Source organism: Pseudidiomarina sediminum DSM 21906 (genome assembly GCF_000423165.1).
Classification (GTDB): Bacteria; Pseudomonadota; Gammaproteobacteria; order Enterobacterales; family Alteromonadaceae; genus Pseudidiomarina; species Pseudidiomarina sediminum.
This window is the reverse complement of sequence record NZ_KE383983.1, coordinates 471,580-489,730: the sequence shown is the minus strand read 5'-3', so window position 1 is coordinate 489,730 and position 18,151 is coordinate 471,580. Positions and strand designations below refer to the sequence as shown.

13 protein-coding genes are annotated in these 18,151 nt (G+C 51.1%); 6 read left to right on the top strand and 7 right to left on the bottom strand.

Going from position 1 to position 18,151, the window contains the following annotated elements:
• The first annotated feature begins 121 nt into the window (after positions 1–121).
• The gene (argR, locus tag G535_RS0107560; protein ID WP_026861509.1) at positions 122–589 is read left to right on the top strand and encodes a transcriptional regulator ArgR; all 468 of its coding nucleotides are present in this window, start codon (positions 122–124) and stop codon (positions 587–589) included.
• On the opposite strand, the gene G535_RS0107555 is transcribed toward argR, so the two are convergent.
• Positions 586–1,500, bottom strand: coding sequence for a Dyp-type peroxidase (locus G535_RS0107555; protein ID WP_026861508.1), 915 nt, complete (start codon positions 1,498–1,500; stop codon positions 586–588). The genes argR and G535_RS0107555 overlap by 4 nt on opposite strands.
• A 148-nt stretch (positions 1,501–1,648) precedes the next feature.
• Here G535_RS0107555 and G535_RS0107550 point away from each other — a divergent pair, with 148 nt between their 5' ends.
• The gene (locus G535_RS0107550) at positions 1,649–3,445 is read left to right on the top strand and encodes a DUF885 domain-containing protein (protein ID WP_051207048.1); all 1,797 of its coding nucleotides are present in this window, start codon (positions 1,649–1,651) and stop codon (positions 3,443–3,445) included.
• Between the two features lie 76 nt (positions 3,446–3,521).
• Here G535_RS0107550 and G535_RS0107545 read toward each other — a convergent pair whose 3' ends face one another.
• Positions 3,522–3,899 carry a DUF4870 domain-containing protein gene (locus G535_RS0107545; protein ID WP_051207041.1) on the bottom strand — a complete coding sequence of 126 codons (378 nt, stop codon included), beginning with the start codon at positions 3,897–3,899 and terminating at the stop codon, positions 3,522–3,524.
• A gap of 155 nt (positions 3,900–4,054) precedes the next feature.
• Here G535_RS0107545 and G535_RS0107540 point away from each other — a divergent pair, with 155 nt between their 5' ends.
• Positions 4,055–4,969, top strand: coding sequence for an ATP-grasp domain-containing protein (locus tag G535_RS0107540; protein WP_026861505.1), 915 nt, complete (start codon positions 4,055–4,057; stop codon positions 4,967–4,969).
• A 56-nt stretch (positions 4,970–5,025) separates the two neighbouring features.
• Here the strand turns inward: G535_RS0107540 and acnB are convergent, their stop codons facing one another.
• Positions 5,026–7,614, bottom strand: coding sequence for a bifunctional aconitate hydratase 2/2-methylisocitrate dehydratase (gene acnB, locus G535_RS0107535; RefSeq protein ID WP_026861504.1), 2,589 nt, complete (start codon positions 7,612–7,614; stop codon positions 5,026–5,028).
• A gap of 252 nt (positions 7,615–7,866) precedes the next feature.
• Here acnB and G535_RS14160 point away from each other — a divergent pair, with 252 nt between their 5' ends.
• Positions 7,867–8,229 carry a hypothetical protein gene (locus tag G535_RS14160; RefSeq protein WP_126775155.1) on the top strand — a complete coding sequence of 121 codons (363 nt, stop codon included), beginning with the start codon at positions 7,867–7,869 and terminating at the stop codon, positions 8,227–8,229.
• On the opposite strand, the gene G535_RS0107530 is transcribed toward G535_RS14160, so the two are convergent.
• Positions 8,137–9,042 (bottom strand): LysR family transcriptional regulator, encoded by a 906-nt coding sequence (locus G535_RS0107530; RefSeq protein WP_026861503.1) that lies wholly within the window; start codon positions 9,040–9,042, stop codon positions 8,137–8,139. The two genes, G535_RS14160 and G535_RS0107530, sit on opposite strands and share 93 nt — an antisense overlap.
• Before the next feature lie 148 nt (positions 9,043–9,190).
• On the opposite strand from G535_RS0107530, the gene G535_RS0107525 reads away from it, so the two are divergent.
• Both G535_RS0107525 and G535_RS0107520 read left to right on the top strand, forming a co-directional pair.
• The gene (locus tag G535_RS0107525) at positions 9,191–10,276 is read left to right on the top strand and encodes an efflux RND transporter periplasmic adaptor subunit (RefSeq protein WP_026861502.1); all 1,086 of its coding nucleotides are present in this window, start codon (positions 9,191–9,193) and stop codon (positions 10,274–10,276) included.
• Positions 10,276–13,362 (top strand): efflux RND transporter permease subunit, encoded by a 3,087-nt coding sequence (locus G535_RS0107520; protein WP_026861501.1) that lies wholly within the window; start codon positions 10,276–10,278, stop codon positions 13,360–13,362. Before G535_RS0107525 ends, G535_RS0107520 begins: the two co-directional genes overlap by 1 nt.
• Here the strand turns inward: G535_RS0107520 and G535_RS0107515 are convergent.
• From G535_RS0107515 to G535_RS0107505, 3 genes are read right to left on the bottom strand one after another with little or no spacing between them, the layout of a single operon-like run.
• Positions 13,359–16,475, bottom strand: a complete 3,117-nt coding sequence (locus G535_RS0107515; protein WP_026861500.1) for an efflux RND transporter permease subunit — start codon at positions 16,473–16,475, stop codon at positions 13,359–13,361. The two genes, G535_RS0107520 and G535_RS0107515, sit on opposite strands and share 4 nt — an antisense overlap.
• Positions 16,465–17,748 carry an efflux RND transporter periplasmic adaptor subunit gene (locus tag G535_RS13200; RefSeq protein ID WP_051207035.1) on the bottom strand — a complete coding sequence of 428 codons (1,284 nt, stop codon included), beginning with the start codon at positions 17,746–17,748 and terminating at the stop codon, positions 16,465–16,467. Before G535_RS13200 ends, G535_RS0107515 begins: the two co-directional genes overlap by 11 nt.
• Positions 17,749–17,784: 36 nt before the next feature.
• Positions 17,785–18,150, bottom strand: coding sequence for a hypothetical protein (locus G535_RS0107505; protein WP_026861499.1), 366 nt, complete (start codon positions 18,148–18,150; stop codon positions 17,785–17,787).
• Position 18,151 lies beyond the last annotated feature (1 nt).

Here is an 18,151-nt window from a genome sequence, read left to right as displayed (position 1 = left end):
AAAAACGCCGAAATTACAACCAAACATGCGCTGGCTAGGCGTTTCAATCGATTTACGATAGACTTACTTTTCTCCCTTGAGGAGCATCGACCCAACAAGAACAATAAGGCGTGACACCACCATGGCGAATGTGAAACCAGATGACATGATCGACACCTTCAAAGCACTGCTTAAAGAAGAGCGCTACGGCTCGCAAAGCGAGATAGTAGAAGCCATGAAGGGGCTTGGCTTCGATAACGTTAGCCAATCTAAAGTGTCACGTCTGCTGAGTAAATATGGTGCGGTCCGCACCCGCAATGCGCGGCAAGAGATGGTGTATTGCTTACCACCTGAACTGGGCATTCCTTCAACCCGCGCGCCATTAGCACAACTTGTTTTGGATATTCAGCACAATGATGTGATGGTCATTATTCGCACCTCACCCGGGGCGGCGCAATTAATTGCGCGCCTGCTCGACTCGGTCGGTAAAAAAGAAGGTGTACTCGGCACTATTGCTGGGGATGACACGATTTTTATCGCGCCCGTAAAAGTCTCCGATATCGACTTTACCTTGCAAAAAGTCACCGAGCTGTTTGAAAACGTGGGTTAGCCCGCTAAAAAATCTACTGAAGGCACAAAAAACGTCGCATTACTTAAGGCTTCTGTGTAGTCCAGTAAAGGATCGTAGTCGCCCTCGTCATCAGCGATATAGCGACGTTTTAGCCAAAATACGACATCGCGCGGTTGCGCACTGAAATACATCGCGAGTAGCCCCTGCTCACGCATGTCGCCCCACGGCATATTTTGCCGCAGCATCTGTAAAGGTTGTTCCTGCGCGTTTAGTAACTGTGTCTTTTGCGCATGCGTGACCATTTGCACCACAGCCTCACTGATCCGCTCACTGGTGAGCTTTTTCCGACCAATGACAAACTCCTGCATCTCTTGCGTCAACTGCTCCCAACGCCGCAAGTCATGGCGAAATTTTTGCACGAACAAATAACTACCGCCGACAAAGGCAGGATCTTCTTCAGCCGTGATCAGTGACAGCTGACGGCGGCGCATGCCGCGTGGATTTTCTGGAGCGTCAACGAAACCGGTGAGGTCACGTCCATCCATAAACCGAAACGTCGGAATTTGCTCCACCAATTCGACATCGTGTCCGAGCCACTCAAGCACCGCTCGCGCGCAATGATAATTCACATCAAAGCGATCCGACCTTAACGTCAGCATTAAGTCTACCGAGTGTCGCGGCGCGTGACGATCACCATCACGTAAATCAGGAAATTGACGCAACTGGCTGGGTCGTTGTTCGGGATACAAAATGTCCCAGTAATCGCAACCTATGGCAACGTAGCCCGTGAGCAGTGCTTCGGAGAAACGTTCGTCTAACTCTTCGAGCAACGCCGGCACCCGCGCTAGTTTACGTCGCACTGCAACCACATCATCAGTCATGACGTTTAACATTAAGGTTAAGCCATGCAAGTTTGGCTCAGCATAAATCCCCTTTTGTGCTCGTGCCATGCGTCCTCTCTTTGATCCGCTGCGTCGTTACTCGACGATGCCTGCGCATTAATCGCAAGCCGCTTGCGCTTCTCTCGCGCTGCCCTACAATGTTTCGTCAGTTTAGCAAAAATTATCCGAAAAAAATCATAATTTAAACGGAGTTATTATGGGACGATCGCAACGATTCTCAGCCTCACTGGTCGCAGCTTCGGTAGCCTTGCTGCTCGGCGGCTGTGCTTCATCTTCGACACCAAGCGCGCAAGCACCGCAAGCAACGTCTCCTGCGGTCTCGGAAGATCAACGCTTTACCGCGATGGCAGAACGCATTTGGCAAGGCATGCAACGCCCTGCAGGCAGCGAAAACTCAGCCACAGCCTTACCAAGTATGACCGCTGAAGCGCTACACGCCCGTGCTGAGCAGCAACGCCAATGGCTCAACGAATTGAAGCGCATCAATACCGACGCCCTCTCGCGACAAGAGTACATCAACTGGCGCATGCTCACCTATCGTCTACAAAATCAGGTTGACGGTTTCGACTATCATGAGCATTACATGCCACTCAATGCTGAAGGTGGGTTCCATAGCTCACTATCGTTCATGGTGCGGAATACGCCGCTACGTAGCTATCAAGATTATCAAAATTACGTGACCAAGCTTGGCACCATTCCACAGTACCTTGGCGAGCAGACCCAGTGGTTAAAGCGTGCGCTTCGTGAAGGCTACACGCAACCTAAAGCCGCTATGAAGGGGTTTGAAGACAGTATTGCCGCATTCATTGTGCAAGATCCGAGTGAAAGTGTGTTCTTTGAACCTTTGCAACAACAGCCACACTTTGTAACCGACGCACAATGGCAAGCGTTGCAGCAACAAGCGCGTGCCACTATCGACACGAACATTGTTCCGGCCTATCAAGACTACTTTGACTTTATGGTCATGGAGTACTTACCTAACAGCCGTGATAGTATCGGGGCAAGCGAGCTACCCAACGGCGATGCTTACTACCAAAATCGGATCAAACACTTCACGACTCTTGACCTCACCCCGGAAGAAATTCATCAACGTGGCTTAGCTGAAGTTGCGCGCATTCGTAACGAAATGCAGTTAGTGATTGAAAAGACAGGTTTTGAGGGCAGTTTCGAGGAGTTCGTCAACTTCTTGCGTACCGATCCGCGCTTCTACCCAACTTCGGCAGAACAGTTGCTGAAAGAAGCATCCTATATCGCCAAGCGCATGGACGGTGAATTACCTAAATTCTTTAAGCACTTGCCACGTCAACCTTATGGCGTCGCTCCGGTACCAGCGGAAATCGCACCGAAGTACACCACCGGTCGTTATGCCGGCACCGGCCGCGAAGATCGTGCGAGCTTTTACTGGGTCAATACCTATGCTCTGGACCGTCGTCCGTTGTATCAACTTGAAGCACTGACCTTGCATGAAGCCATGCCAGGCCACCACCTACAAGGCGCGCTCGCGCGTGAATTGGAAGGCGTACCAAGCTATCGCCAGCAAACCTATATTTCAGCCTTCGGCGAAGGTTGGGGGCTATACGCAGAATGGTTGGGCCTAGAAGCAGGCTTTTATCAAGACCCTTATAGTGACTTTGGTCGTCTCAGCTACGAAATGTGGCGTGCTGCCCGCTTAGTCGTCGACACTGGCATGCATGCCATGGGGTGGAGTCGTGAGAAAGCGATGGACTTTATGGCAGCCAACACGGCGCTAAGTTTGCATAACGTCAAAACAGAAATTGATCGCTACATCACCTGGCCGGGTCAAGCGCTTTCTTACAAACTCGGCGAAATGCTGATCCGTCAGTTACGTGCCGAAGCTGAAGAAGCCCTGGGCGCAGACTTTGATTTGCGTGAATTCCACCACCAAGTCTTGAAAAACGGTAGTATTCCGTTGGATGTTTTAGAAACAGAGATTCGTGATTGGATTGACGCGCAAGCGCAACAGCAAGCCTAAGCCAACCCGCAGATAAAACAAAGCCGCTCTTGATGTACTGTACTCAAGAGCGGCTTTTTTAATCGGTCAACCGAGCTTAAACGCGGAAGAACTTGATGGTCAGAGGATAGTTCTGAACCACACCATCGTTGGCACGAATCGCACCCATGATGGTGAAAACAATGTGACAGATACCCAGCGCGATAAATAAGAAAGCGCCAATGAGAACAAAGGTCAGGATAAAGCAAATGATACCCCAGATAAGTGCTGAGATAACCCAGTTCATCACCACTTTACCTTGTGCATCGATGTAGCTGCTTTCATCTTTCTTGATCAGCCACATGACCAATGGCGCAATAAAACCAGCAAATGGGATTAAAAGCCCCAAGAACTGTGATAAATGCATCAGCATTGAGTAAGTGCGCTCTTCTTTAGTTGCTGTTCCGGCAACGATCGTTTCTTGAACAGGTTCCATGTTGTAATTCCTTCTGTGCTTCTGTGCTAATGGAAAGTTGAGCTAACAAGCGACCGAGTTGCTATTAACCCATAGAATAGACTCACATATATTTTCTGTTAAGTTAGTAGAAGTTTCTAGTCATTTTTTTAATTCGTGCCAACGATGGGTTAAATATGCCATTGCCACAACAGATCCTCGTCAATCGCGCTGAAACAATTGTCCACCAAGCGTTTCAATCGATCCAAGGGCAACTCCTGTTCTATCAACAGTTGCGCCCGTTCAGCTTGTGGGACCTCTACTACGGCATCAATCCATCCATCGCACCACACTGGTTTCAGTTACTGAACTATCAGACCATTTTAGACTACGACAATAAAGCTTCAGTGGCACGTAAGGTCGCTGAACATGCCATAGAAAATGTCTTTCCAAACAGTTACTTTTCCGTCGCAGATGCCCTCGCGAGCGAACCTGAAGACGATACTGTTTGGTTTATCAAACCAACTTACGGTACCGCGGGCAAAGGCATTACTTGTCTAACGACAGCGCAACTCGCCAAGCATCACTTAGCCAAACACCACTTCATTCAACAGCAGGTGACCCCTATCGATCTTATCGACGGACGGAAATATACCGCGCGAGCCTATGTTTTTGTGCACAATAAGCGACTTTACTTATTTGACGATGGTTTTGTCATGATTCATGGCGTCCCCTACCAAGCGCAAGCGACCGATCATGCCAGTCAGGTCGATCACGCTGGCTATCACCTTGCCGATGGCGCCGTCAAAATGACACGTATTGCTGAACTTCCCGAAGCTGCACAAAAACTTGCGGGCATTCGTGCTGCGTTGCAACGCCTTCAACCGGCATTGGAAAACTATTTAGACGCCAGTTCGGTGACGGCTTTTGGCCTATTAGGCATCGATCTGTTGTTCACTCCTGATCACCAAGCGCGCTTCATCGAAATCAATGCCAAGGCCAATTTTTCGCATACCGAACAGATCAACCAACAACTCAACGTGCCATTTTTCGCCGCTTTGTTATCACAACTCTATACCGAGCGCCCGCACCCACGTTTACAACAGCTATAAAAAAGGCCAGTAAGTTCGCACTTACTGGCCTTTCGGAACGCACGATGTCGCTCTAGTTACGCAACATCAAAGCTCGCAATGATGTTCTTCTTGGCAGCTTCTTCAGCGGCACGGAAGTCAGCCATTTGGTCAAAGTTTAAGTACTTATAAACTTCGCCAGCCATCGCATTGATGTCCGCTGCGTATTCCATGTATTCCGCAGGCGTTGGCAATTTACCTAGAATCGCACCTACCGCAGCAAGTTCTGCAGAGGTCAGGTAAACGTTCGCACCATCACCTAGACGGTTCGGGAAGTTACGCGTTGAGGTTGAAAGTACTGTTGTACCTGGCTCAACCCGTGCTTGGTTACCCATACACAGTGAACAGCCTGGCATTTCGGTACGTACACCATTGTTCGCGTAGATGTTGTAGTAACCTTCTTCGCGCAATTGAGCTTCATCCATTTTTGTTGGTGGAGCAATCCACAAACGCGTGTTGAGCTCTTCGGTGTTCTTCTCAAGCAATTTACCCGCCGCACGGAAGTGACCAATGTTGGTCATACATGAACCGATAAATACTTCGTCAACTTTGTCGCCAGCAACTTCGCTAAGGAATTTCGCATCATCAGGGTCGTTCGGGCAACAAACGATTGGCTCTTTGATGTCCGCCAAATCGATTTCGATCACAGCTGAGTACTCTGCATCTTCATCGGCACGCATCAATGATGGATTCGCCAACCACTCTTCCATTTTACGCGCACGACGCTCAAGGGTACGCACATCTCCGTAGCCTTCGTTGATCATCCAACGCAACATAGTGATGTTTGAACGTAAGTATTCTGCCACTGACTCTTCTGACAAGTTGATGGTACAACCTGCTGCTGAACGCTCAGCAGAAGCGTCTGACAATTCGAATGCTTGCTCAACAGTTAAGTGGTTCAAACCTTCGATTTCAAGAATACGACCTGAGAAGATGTTCTTCTTGCCACGTTTCTCAACGGTCAATAAACCTTCTTTGATAGCAAACGCAGGAATTGCGTGTACCAAGTCACGTAGGGTGATACCTGGTTGCATTTCGCCTTTGAAACGCACCAATACAGACTCAGGCATATCCAACGGCATTACGCCTGTTGCAGCTGCGAAAGCAACCAAACCTGAACCTGCCGGGAACGAAATACCGAGCGGGAAACGCGTGTGTGAGTCACCACCTGTACCTACGGTGTCTGGCAACAACATGCGGTTCAACCAGCTGTGGATGATACCGTCACCTGGGCGCAATGACACACCACCACGGTTCATGATGAAGTCAGGCAAGGTGTGTTGTGTTTCGATGTCCACCGGCTTCGGATAAGCTGCAGTGTGACAGAACGACTGCATCGTCAAATCAGCAGTGAAACCTAGACATGCAAGGTCTTTCAATTCGTCACGTGTCATAGGACCAGTAGTGTCCTGTGAACCTACGGTGGTCATCTTCGGCTCACAGTATGTACCTGGACGCACGCCTTCCATACCACACGCTTTACCCACCATCTTCTGCGCTAAGGTGTAACCTTTACCGCTATCTTGAGGCTGTTCAGGCTTCAAGAACAAATCTGATGGACCTAGGCCCAACGACTCACGCGCTTTTTCAGTCAAACCGCGACCGATGATCAAGTTGATACGGCCACCGGCACGCACTTCATCAAGGATAACGCGTGACGCATAATCGTACTCAGCAATCACTTCACCAGCTTCATTTTCAATTTTGCCAGCGTAAGGATAAATGGTGATGACATCACCCATGTTCATTTGTTCAACGTCAGCTTCGAACACCAACGCGCCAGCGTCTTTCATCGTGTTGAAGAAGATTGGTGCAACTTTACCACCAATACAGATACCGCCAGCACGTTTGTTTGGCGTGCCCGGCATATCTTCACCGATGAACCACAACACTGAGTTAGTGGCTGATTTACGTGAAGAACCTGTACCTACAACATCACCTACGAAAGCGACTGGGTGGCCTTTTTCTTTCAGCTCAGCAATTTGTGCAGCAGCGTCAGTCACACCTTCACGAGGCATTTTGTACATGGCTTTGGCATGCAACGGGATATCTGGACGCGACCATGCATCAGGTGCTGGTGACAAATCGTCAGTATTGGTTTCGCCAGTAACTTTAAATACCGTCGCTTTGATTTGCTCAGGCATTTCATTGCGGCTGGTGAACCACTCGCCTGCAGCCCATGACTCTACAACTTCTTTAGCTAACGCGTTGCCAGCTTTCATTTTCTCTTCAACGTCATGGAAGGCGTCGAACATCAACAAAGTGTGCTTCAACTCATGCGCGGCAAGCTCACCAAGTTCTGCATCGTCAAGCAAGCTCACCAAGGTTTCGATGTTGTAACCACCGTGCATATTGCCCAGTAGTTTCACCGCTTGTTCTTTGCTTAAGACAGGGCTTGAGGTTTCGCCTTTCACTAAGGCCGACAAGAAACCTGCTTTTACGTAAGCAGCTTCATCAACGCCCGGTGGGACACGCTCAGACAGCAGTTCAACCAAGAAGGCTTCTTCCCCTGCTGGAGGATTCTTTAATAGCTCAACCAAATCAGCAACTTGATCGGCTGTGAGTGGCTTCGGTGGAATGCCTTCTGCGGCACGTTCTTCAACATGCTTACGATAATCTTGCAGCACGGGTTACCTCTTTCATTATGCGGATTAAAAATGTCGCGCAATTATAGGGGTTTTAGCTGCGAATTAAAATTCATAAGAGCTTATAGATAGTAATCTTTGGCATAAATGCGATGAATAGCTCGCCAGTTATCTTCCTGTTTCTACTGCACATACACACTTGTTTACAGTTGCTTGCGAAATAACCTCCGGGCGACATAAACCTTTTACATCTGTCGACTATCTTTAGTGCAGGTCACACGGGAGGGCCTAATTATGAAAACACGCACTACGATCGCATGCATTTGTGCCAGTATTGCAGCTTTGTTCACTGCAACTGCATCAGCGACAACCCAAGAAACAGAACACGCAGAGCGTCAACCAGAAGTGCAAGCACAGCAGGTTTATACCTACGTTTACCGTCCAGAAAACTATGTGGGTAGCATTGAACACAACCTAGAACTTGCACAAGCGTCGATTATGCACAACTTACGTAACGACACACGCTCAGCGTCACGACGTGACCTCCTGCGCAGCCACAACGAGCTACGTGCTGCGGCGCAACTCGCTGCGGTGAGCGAAATGTTGCCAGATCGCTTCTTCAGCGGGGCCAGCGATACGCTCAGCCGAGCGAATTAAGCGCACTTCAAGACTGACCTCAGTCATGAAGCCAGGAATATCGATGCTCTGGAGCGCACCACGCTCCAGAGCTTCTTTTACCAAATCTTTTGGCACAATCCCCCACCCCATGCCAGCTAGTAGCAATTCACGCTGGGTAATGGAGTCATTCACCCGAATGCGACGCTGACCGGGTAAGCGCATAATTTTATCCAAATCAATGCCGACATCTTGGTCCTGCGGAATCAACATAGGAATATCGAGTAAATGGCTGCGTTGGAGCTCAAGTAAGCTTTCTTTGGAAATTAACGCGGGGGTGCTCACAGCAACGAGCTCAAACGGCCGGACCCGAATCGACTCAAAGTCACCGTGTTGCAAAAACACCGGTAACCAAGGACACAACGCCAACTCAACCTCGCCCTCTTTCACGCGACGCAAACTACGCAGCTGCGAGTCACCACTTAGCAACAACTCAGTGGCGGGAAATGCTGTCTGCATCGCTCGAATGGCAGGAAAGAGAACACTCGGTGCGCAGGTATAGTCATAGGAAATGCGCAACTGCGGTTCCGCACCAGCTTGCAATTGCTGCGCAAGCGATGCCAAGCGCTGCTGTTGGCGTACGACCTCGCGAGCTTGGCGGACAAACTGTTGTCCATGAGGCGATAACGCCAAGCGGTAGCCGCTACGATCAAATAAGCGAAAACCAACATCGCGTTCCAAGCTTTTTAGCGCCATACTAACAGCAGCTTGGCTACGGTGCGTGTGTTCGGCAACCTGCTGCACCGAACCGTGCTCGGCAAGCAGGATAAGCATTTCAAGCTGACTTAGCTTCATCAAGATGTCACCTAGGGTGGTTAGACGCACCGACAATAAACATAAGAAATACTTATGATGTTTTTAACTTTTATTAAGTATTACTTTACATCTATTCCAGCTAAACTTACAGCAGACTTTTCGCGCGATGATAGGGTAAGGACAACATATGACGAAGTGGACACTTTTTTTAGCTGCGAGCCTGCTCAGCCTCGCCGGATGCGACGCCGCGCCAACAACAGGGCCAGCGCAAGACATTGTACAACCCGTGAAGCTGATCACCGTCGGCGCCACCGATCAGCAACGTTACCGTGAATTCCCTGCTGTCATCGAAGCTGCACAAGTCGCACAAGTGGCATTTCGCGTCGGCGGCGAGATTGTCGCCTTTCCAGCCAAACAAGCAGGGACCCTTGTTGCAGAAGGTGATCTTATCGCCAAACTTGATCCGACTGACTTTCAATTGGTCGTTGACCAAGCGCAAGCACGATTTGAGCTTGCCGATGCCCAGTACCAGCGGATGAAAAACTTAGTCGAGCAAGGGGTGGTATCACCACAGCAATTCGACGAAGCCAAAGCTAACCTTGAAGTCTCTCGCGCCAGCTTAGAGACCGCTCGCGCCAACTTGCGCTACAGTGAGCTCCGCGCGCCTTTCGCAGGCACCATCGCGAATGTCTTTGTCGAACCTTTTGAAACGGTCCAACCACAAAAGCCGATTGTCACCTTACAAATGGATGGTGCCATCGACATCAGCATTCGGGTACCAGAACAATTGTTTGCCCGCGTTCAACATAAATTGGATTATCAGCCGGAGGTAGTTTTCTCCGCTCGCCCTGAGCTGACCTTCCGCGCCGCGGTAAAAGAATGGGATTCAACGGCGGATCCGGCAACCAATACCTACAAAGTCGTCTTTACCATGCCAACCCCACAAGATTTTAATGTGCTTCCTGGCATGTCAGCAACCGTCCGCGTCGACACCTTGGAGGTATCAACCCGGACACAAAATGGTATTTTCGTCCCCACCCAAGCCATCTTTTCGGCCACCACCACCAGTGCCGCAAACCCTCACCGCGTGTGGGTCTACGACAGCGAGCAGGAACGCGTGTTCCAACGCGAAGTCACCCTTGGTGTCGTCACGGAGTCGAGCATTGAAGTCAGCGCCGGACTTGAAGCCGGTGAGCAAATCGTCGTTGCCGGTGTCCATGCGTTGACAGAACAGCAACGCGTGCGTCCATGGGTGAAGGAGCGAGGCCTCTAATGGATATTGCACGTTATAGTATTCGCCGTAGTACCACCAGCTGGCTGCTGTTAATTCTGCTGCTGGTTGGTGGCGTGATCGCGCTCAGCTCGATTGGTCGTCTTGAAGATCCAGAATTCACGTTGAAAAAAGCTATGGTCATTACCGCGTATCCTGGAGCAAATGCACAACAGGTCGAAGAGGAAGTGACCTACCGGATTGAAAATGCCATTCAAGAACTCGGTAATATTGACCATATCAGTTCCATTTCCAAACCGGGGTTGAGCCAAATCACGGTCGACATGGAAGCGACGCTACGCGCAAAAGACATGCCACAAGTATGGGATGAGCTGCGCCGCAAGGTCAATGACGTCACGCGTCAGCTCCCTCCAGGGGCCCAACAACCGCTGGTAAAGGATGATTTTGCCGATGTGTTTGGCATGATGATTGCGATTACTGGCGACGGCTACAGCTACGAAGACATTAAGAGTTACACCGACTTTTTACGTCGTGAGCTGGTGCTGGTTGAGGGCGTCGGTAAAGTTACTGTAGATGGCAAACAGCAAGAACAAGCTGTGGTCGAAATCTCACGTACGAAACTTGCCACCGTAGGTATTCCCCCCCAACAAGTCATCAATCTATTGCAGACACAAAATGCGGTCAGTGACGCTGGCCGTGTCTTCAGTGGCGGTGAGCGTATTCGTCTGCAAACCACCGGTGAGTTCACCAACGTGGAAGACCTCGCCAACCTGATGATCAGTAACCCCGGTGCTGATGAGCGGATCTTATTACGTGACGTCGCTAGCGTCAGCCGTGACTATAAAGAAATCCCAGATCATCTGGTGCGTTTTGATGGCAAGCCTGCACTATGGCTTGGTATCTCTTTTGGCGATGACGTGAACGTGGTCGAAGTCGGCGCTCGGGTCGAACAACGCCTCGCCGAGCTCAAATATGCCCAACCGGTCGGTATGCAATGGCATTACATTTACAACCAACCGCAAGAAGTTGACCAATCGGTGCAAAACTTCTTACTCAACCTGGCTGAGGCAGTCGCCATTGTGGTTGTCGTACTCCTGCTCACCATGGGGCTGCGGAGCGGCGTTTTAATTGGTGGCGTGCTGCTGATTACTGTGCTGGGTAGCTTTATTTTCATGTATCTGATGGATATTCAGCTGCAGCGTGTCTCGCTCGGTGCCTTAATTATTGCGCTCGGAATGTTGGTCGACAACGCTATCGTGGTCGCAGAAGGGATGCTGGTCGGTATCCGCCGTGGCCTCTCACGTATGCAAGCGGCCAGCGAAATTGTCCAACAAAATATCTGGCCCCTACTGGGGGCGACGGCCATTGCCGTGATCGCGTTTGCTCCCATCGGGCTTTCCAAAGATGCCAGTGGTGAATACGCTAATTCACTGTTCTGGGTATTATTCATTTCATTGTTCTTAAGTTGGTTCACAGCGATTACCCTGACGCCGTTTCTGGGCAATATACTGTTCCGAAAAGATGCCCGCGCGCGCACTGCTGTAGAGCAAACTGATGACGATGATGTCTACGACCACTGGGTGTTTAAAAGCTATCGTTCGCTGCTACAAAAGTTCTTGCAGTGGCGCAAACTCACTATGCTCTGCCTCAGTGCGCTGTTGGTCGTTGCGATGCTAGGTTTTACCACCATTAAGCAATCGTTCTTTCCGCCCTCAACCACGCCCATGCTGTTCGTTGATATGTGGTACCCACAAGGTACTGACATTCGTACGACGGCGCAGGAAGTGGCTAAGGTGGAGGCATTTTTGGCCGAGCAGCATCCACAGTTAAACTATATCGCCAGTACCATAGGTCGCGGTGGTCCGCGCTTTATTCTCACCTACATGGTAGAAAAGTCTTACGAAAGCTATGCGCAGCTGATCTTGCGTGCCGATGACCTTGAAGCACTGCACGAAGTCAATGACACCTTGGTAACGTATTTTGCTACCCAGCAGCCAGATGTCGAATTCAAGTTGGCACCGATTGAAATGGGCCCTGCTCAAACCGCTAAAATCGAAGCTCGATTCAGCGGTCCAGATCCCTTGGTGCTGCAACAGTTAGCGCATCAAACCGAAGCCATCATGGCGAAAGACCCTGGCATTCATAACTTACGCAATGACTGGCGCCAACGTACCAAAGTACTGCAACCGGTATTCAATGAAGCCGCAGCCCGACGCTTGGGGATCTCCAAAGCTGACGTGAATGCGGTGTTACAACGGAACTTTACCGGACAGACCGTAGGTGTCTTTCGTGATGGCACAGAGCTCTTACCTATCGTCGTACGGGCGCCACTTGACGAACGTCGCAATATTTCCGACTGGGAAGAACTCCAACTCTACTCCCAAGCCATGCAACAAAATATTCCGCTGGCCCAAGTGGTCAGCGACATGCAGCTGATCGCCGAGGACAACTTGATCTTACGACGCGATCGCAAACGTACCCTTACGGTCATGGCCGATCATGATATTTTCGGTGCAGAAACCGCAGCCATGGTATTACAGCGCATACGTCCTGAGATTGAGGCCATCCCACTGCCGGAAGGCTACGAGTTGCATTGGGGCGGAGAGTTTGAAGCCTCTCAAAAAGCCACAGCGGCGGTGTTTATCGCCTTACCTCTGGCTTTTTTGGTGATGTTCATTATCACCGTCTTGCTGTTTAACTCAATGCGTCAGGCAGGCGTGCTTTGGACCACAGTGCCCTTAAGTATTATTGGGGTGACCCTAGGCCTATGGCTGACCGGGCAACCCTTCGGGTTTATGGCACTGCTTGGCTTCTTGAGCTTGTCGGGCATGTTGCTAAAAAATGGCGTGGTACTCTTGGAGCAAGTCCGGGTCGAGCTAGCTGCCAACAAACCTCCATTGCTGGCCCTTGAAGATGCGGCTGTCAGTCGTGTGCGGCCGGTATTCATGGCAGCCATCACCACGATTGTGGGGATGGTGCCACTGTTGTTCGATGATTTCTTCGTCAGCATGGCCGTGGTGATTATGTTTGGCCTAGGCTTCGCCACGCTACTGACCTTGATTGTGGTGCCGGTAATGTACGCGCTGGTTATGCGCGTACCTCAGCACCACAAACACCCCTCTAATTAATCCAGCTGCCGGCGGTGCCAAAGCAAGTACACCGCCGGTAACACCAACAGCGACAACAATGGTGCCAGCACCATCCCGCCAATCATTGGCGCGGCAATACGTTGCATCACCTCGCTGCCCGTGCCGTGCGTCAGCATAATAGGAAGCAAACCAGCAATAATGGTAATTACCGTCATCGCTTTTGGCCGCACCCGCAACACTGCACCTTCCTCAATGGCGTCATAGAGCGTTGCTCGCGTGCGCTGCTTACGTGCCTGCCAAGCATTGTTGAGATAAAGCAGCATGACGACCCCAAACTCGGCTGCCACACCGGCAAGCGCTATCATCCCCACCCCTACGGCAATAGATAAGTTGTAACCCAGCGCCCAAATGAACCAAAGGCTGCCGGTAATCGCGATAGGTAAAGTGGCCATGATCAATACCGCCTGCTTAAACGAGCGGAAGGTGAGATAGAGCAACACCAAAATCACCACTAAGGTCGCAGGAACCACTTGCTTTAACTTCGCGTTGACGCGCTCCATCGACTCATACTGACCAGACCACTCTAACGAGTACCGTGCTGGTAGCGTATAGTCTGCGAGGACTGGCTCTGCAGCGGCAATCACGTCGCTCACCGGCGTACCTGCGGCGACATCGACAAAGATCCAACCCGTTGGACGAGCATTTTCACTACGTACCATCGCCGGACCATCCGTGACACTAACATCGGCAACCTGCTCTAAGGTCAGCCAAGCACCCTCCGCGCTTACCAACGGAAGCTGTTTAATGCGCTCGACATGATCCCGTAGCTCACGTGGAAAACGCAGCACAATAGGGTAACGCTCGGTACCTTCAACGGTTTCCGCAATGGCAGCGCCACCAATGGCAAACTGAATCACTCGCTGAATACTGGCTTGGTCGACGCCATAGCGTGCGGCTTCGGCCAAGCGCGGGCGGATCTCTAAATAACGCCCTGCGGCCGGACGCTCTGCAAACACTGAAGAGACGCCATGAAGCCCACTTAAACGCTCTTCGAGATCACTGCCGATACGCTGAATTTCAGTTAAATCAGGCCCTGCAATCTTCAGTCCTAATGGCGTCTTGAGGCCCGTCGATAACATATCAATCCGCGTTTTAATCGGCTGCACCCACGCATTGGTAATACCAGGTACGTTCACTGTCGCATCAAGTTCGGCAATCACGTCTTGAACGGTAACGCCCTCACGCCATTCACTTTCAGGTTTTAATTGAATGGTGGTTTCGAGCATCGTCAACGGCGCTGGGTCCGTCGCGGTTGCCGCGCGTCCAGTTTTCCCAAAGACGCGCTCAACTTCAGGCACCTGCATAATCAACCGATCCGTACGTTGCAGCAATTCCGCGGCAGCCGCAGGGCTAATGCCAGGCAAGGTGGTCGGCATATACAAAAGATCACCTTCATGCATGGTTGGCATAAATTCACTGCCCATCTTACTCAGCGGGTAGTAACCACTTACTGCGACCGCAACAGCCAGTACGACGGTGAGTTTAGGCCAGGCCAACACGCCACGCAGCACAGGTCGATAGATCCAGATAAGCACGCGCGTCAGCGGATTCTTTTCTTCACTAATAATCTTGCCGCGGACAAAGTATCCCATCAACACCGGCACCAAGGTAATGGCCAATAACGCGGCAGCCGCCATCGCAAAGGTTTTGGTGTACGCCAACGGAGCGAACAAGCGTCCTTCTTGTGCTTCTAGCGAAAACACCGGTACAAAACTCAAGGTGATGATAAGTAGCGACAAAAATAACGCCGGCCCGACTTCCACCGTCGCCTGTCGGATCAATTGCCAATGCGCTTCACCTTTAGGTTCCATGCCGTGTTCCTCACGGTAATGTTGCAGATGCTTATGGGCATTTTCAACCATCACAATCGCTGCATCAACCAAGGCGCCAATGGCAATAGCAATACCACCTAGGCTCATGATATTGGCGTTAATCCCGAGCCAGCGCATCACAATAAAGCTCATTAACACCGCTAGCGGTAGAGTGATAATGGCAACCAACGCGGAACGCATGTGCAGCAAAAACAGCACAGTGATCAAGGCGACAAATGCCATTTCTTCAAGCAACTTGGTCGTTAGATTATCCACCGCACGATGAATTAAATTTGAGCGATCATAGGTTGGTACAATCTCGACACCGTCCGGCAGGCCCTGTTGGAGACCTTTCAGTTTTTCGGTCACGCGCTCAATGGTGGCCAGCGCATTTTCACCATGGCGCATCACCACAATACCACCGACCACTTCACCTTCACCATTAAGCTCGGCAATGCCGCGACGGCTTTGTGGTCCACGGCGTACGGTCGCCACATCACTAAGTGTGATCGCGTTACCCGCGGCACTACGAAGCGGCAAAGGTAGCTCGCGCAAATCATCCAACGATTGAATATACCCGGTGCCGCGCACCATATACTCGGCTTCGGCCATTTCAATAATACCGCCGCCGACTTCTTTGTTGGCACTAACAATCGCGTTTTGCACTTGGCCAAAGGTGAGTCCGTAAGTTTCTAGCCGATAGGGGTCAATCACCACTTGATAGGCTTGCGTCATACCGCCCACAGTCGCAACTTCCGCGACCCCCTCAACACTTTGCAGCTCTTGCTTTAAGAACCAATCCTGCAGGCTCGTCAGTTCACCGAGGTGATGCTGGCCGCTACGGTCCACTAAGGCGTATTGAAACACCCAACCGACCCCACTGGCGTCCGGCCCAAGTCGTGGCGTTACCCCCTCCGGCAAACGCTCAGCAGCTTGGTTTAAGTATTCCAACACGCGACTGCGCGCCCAATAAATATCAGTGCCCTCTTCAAACAAAATGTACAAGTAGGAGTCACCGAAAAACGAAAAGCCACGCACTTCTGTCGAGCCCGGTACCGCTAGCATCAGGTTTGCCAGCGGCCATGTCACCTGCTCTTCGACCAGTTGTGGTGCTTGCCCAGGGTAAGGTGTTTTCACAATCACCTGTACATCGGACAAATCTGGAATAGCGTCCAGCGGCGTGCTGGTCATCGCCCGCCAGCCCAACCATGCGGCAAATAGCGCTGCAAGCAGCACCAAAATGCGATTTTTTAAACTCCAATCGATAATCTTAGTGAGCATGGCCACCTCCACTTGGTTGACCACCACCTAAACGACTGGCTTTCAGGCTAGCTTCAGAATCCAAGAGGAACTGGCCAGAGGTCACAATGCGCTCGCCGGCTTCAAGGCCATGTAAAATTTCAGCGCGTTCGCCGACCACCAGGCCCACATGCACATCACGTTGCTCAAAGGTTTGTTCTGCCGTTTGCACAATCACACGATTGCTCGCGCCAGTCAGAATCAACGCGCTCACCGGTACCGCCAAAACATCTCGTTTAGGGCCACCATACAATTCGACTTTAGCTTGCATACCAACCTGCAGCTGTCGCCCGTCAATGGCTTGTGGCAACTTGATGCGCACCCGTTGGGTACGGGCCGTAGCATCTAACTCAGGGTAAATGTAGTCGACCTCGGTTTCATATGCATTGAGTCCAGCTTGCGGCAGCGTCACATCGGCCGGCGCGCCGACACTTAACCAATCACTGTAGCGCTCTGGCACATCGGCAATCAACCATGCGTCAGCAGCACTGGTTAAGGTCATCAGTTCGGTGCCTGGTTCAACGTACATGCCTTCGGCGACATTCAAATTGGTCACCACTCCAGCCTGCTTGGCATAGACCGGCAGACGATAGAAAATCTCACCCTTCTGCTCAAGCTCGTTGACTTGTGCCTGGGTAAAGCCTAACAGTTCGAGACGCAAACGCCCGTCACGCAACAACCGCGCGGCTTGCTGCTTGGATAAAGTCGCAGCGGCATCTAAGGCTTGTAAAAAGTCCTGCTGGGCGACCACTAACTCTTTGCTGTAAATGCTATACAACAGGTCGCCTTGTGCAACCTGTTGCCCAAGACTACGCACAGCCAGTTGCTCTAACCAACCCGCCGCCCGCGGATGGACGTGCCAGCGCGCATCATCGTTCCACTGCACCGTGCCAAGTGTTGGGTAATAGCGCCATAGTGTGGTGTGCTGAACCTCGGTCGTAACAATACCGAGGTTTTGCTGCATCTGCCCACTCACTTCCACATGGATCTCTTGGGTCGGCTGCTGCGGTTCTAAGTCCATGCCGCAAATCGGACATGAACCAGGCTGGTCACGGACGATATGACTGTGCATTGGGCACACATATTGAACCTCAGCCTCATCATTAAGTGCGGCGGTAACAGCACTTTCGGCGGTTAACTCTTGTGTGGTGGTGTGTTCGCTGTGATCACTATGGTCACTGTGATCTTGTGCGAAGACAGTCGTGGTCAGCAATGCAATGATTGCGAAGCCCAAAACAAGGCGTTGTAAAAACATAAATTACTCCTGCAAAAAACAAACTGAAAAAAGGGATCAGATGTTTGCAGGCATAGGTGGACGCTCGAGACGGTCCTGACGCGAAATAATCGCTAGAGGGAGTAACGACCACGTACGTTGGTCAGCAATAGGAAGGCTCACTGACAAGCTGGGTAGCAAAGCAGTGGTACTACAGAAGTGTTGGCAGTCACTACAACTGCCATCACAAAACATTTGCAGGCTAGGCTCACCTGTTGTGTTGGACGCGACTTGGTCCTCACAACAATCATGCCCTGCCGGCATGTCTTGATCCATTGCATGATGCATCATTGCCGCGTCGCTCATAGGCGCAGCAGCACTTACTGGCGCGCTTAACGGCGCCAGTAGCAAAATGATGATAAGCATACGAATCATGATAGTCATG

What these genes read in the sequence shown, in the direction of transcription:
- G535_RS0107545 (WP_051207041.1), bottom strand. Translation starts at nt 3,899, where the DNA reads ATGGAACCTGTTCAAGAAACGATCGTTGCCGGAACAGCAACTAAAGAA.
- G535_RS0107525 (WP_026861502.1), top strand. Translation starts at nt 9,191, where the DNA reads ATGACGAAGTGGACACTTTTTTTAGCTGCGAGCCTGCTCAGCCTCGCC.
- G535_RS0107505 (WP_026861499.1), bottom strand. Translation starts at nt 18,150, where the DNA reads ATGACTATCATGATTCGTATGCTTATCATCATTTTGCTACTGGCGCCG.
- G535_RS0107540 (WP_026861505.1), top strand. Translation starts at nt 4,055, where the DNA reads ATGCCATTGCCACAACAGATCCTCGTCAATCGCGCTGAAACAATTGTC.
- G535_RS0107520 (WP_026861501.1), top strand. Translation starts at nt 10,276, where the DNA reads ATGGATATTGCACGTTATAGTATTCGCCGTAGTACCACCAGCTGGCTG.
- G535_RS0107555 (WP_026861508.1), bottom strand. Translation starts at nt 1,500, where the DNA reads ATGGCACGAGCACAAAAGGGGATTTATGCTGAGCCAAACTTGCATGGC.
- G535_RS0107530 (WP_026861503.1), bottom strand. Translation starts at nt 9,042, where the DNA reads ATGAAGCTAAGTCAGCTTGAAATGCTTATCCTGCTTGCCGAGCACGGT.
- G535_RS0107515 (WP_026861500.1), bottom strand. Translation starts at nt 16,475, where the DNA reads ATGCTCACTAAGATTATCGATTGGAGTTTAAAAAATCGCATTTTGGTG.
- argR (WP_026861509.1), top strand. Translation starts at nt 122, where the DNA reads ATGGCGAATGTGAAACCAGATGACATGATCGACACCTTCAAAGCACTG.
- G535_RS0107550 (WP_051207048.1), top strand. Translation starts at nt 1,649, where the DNA reads ATGGGACGATCGCAACGATTCTCAGCCTCACTGGTCGCAGCTTCGGTA.
- G535_RS13200 (WP_051207035.1), bottom strand. Translation starts at nt 17,748, where the DNA reads ATGTTTTTACAACGCCTTGTTTTGGGCTTCGCAATCATTGCATTGCTG.
- G535_RS14160 (WP_126775155.1), top strand. Translation starts at nt 7,867, where the DNA reads ATGAAAACACGCACTACGATCGCATGCATTTGTGCCAGTATTGCAGCT.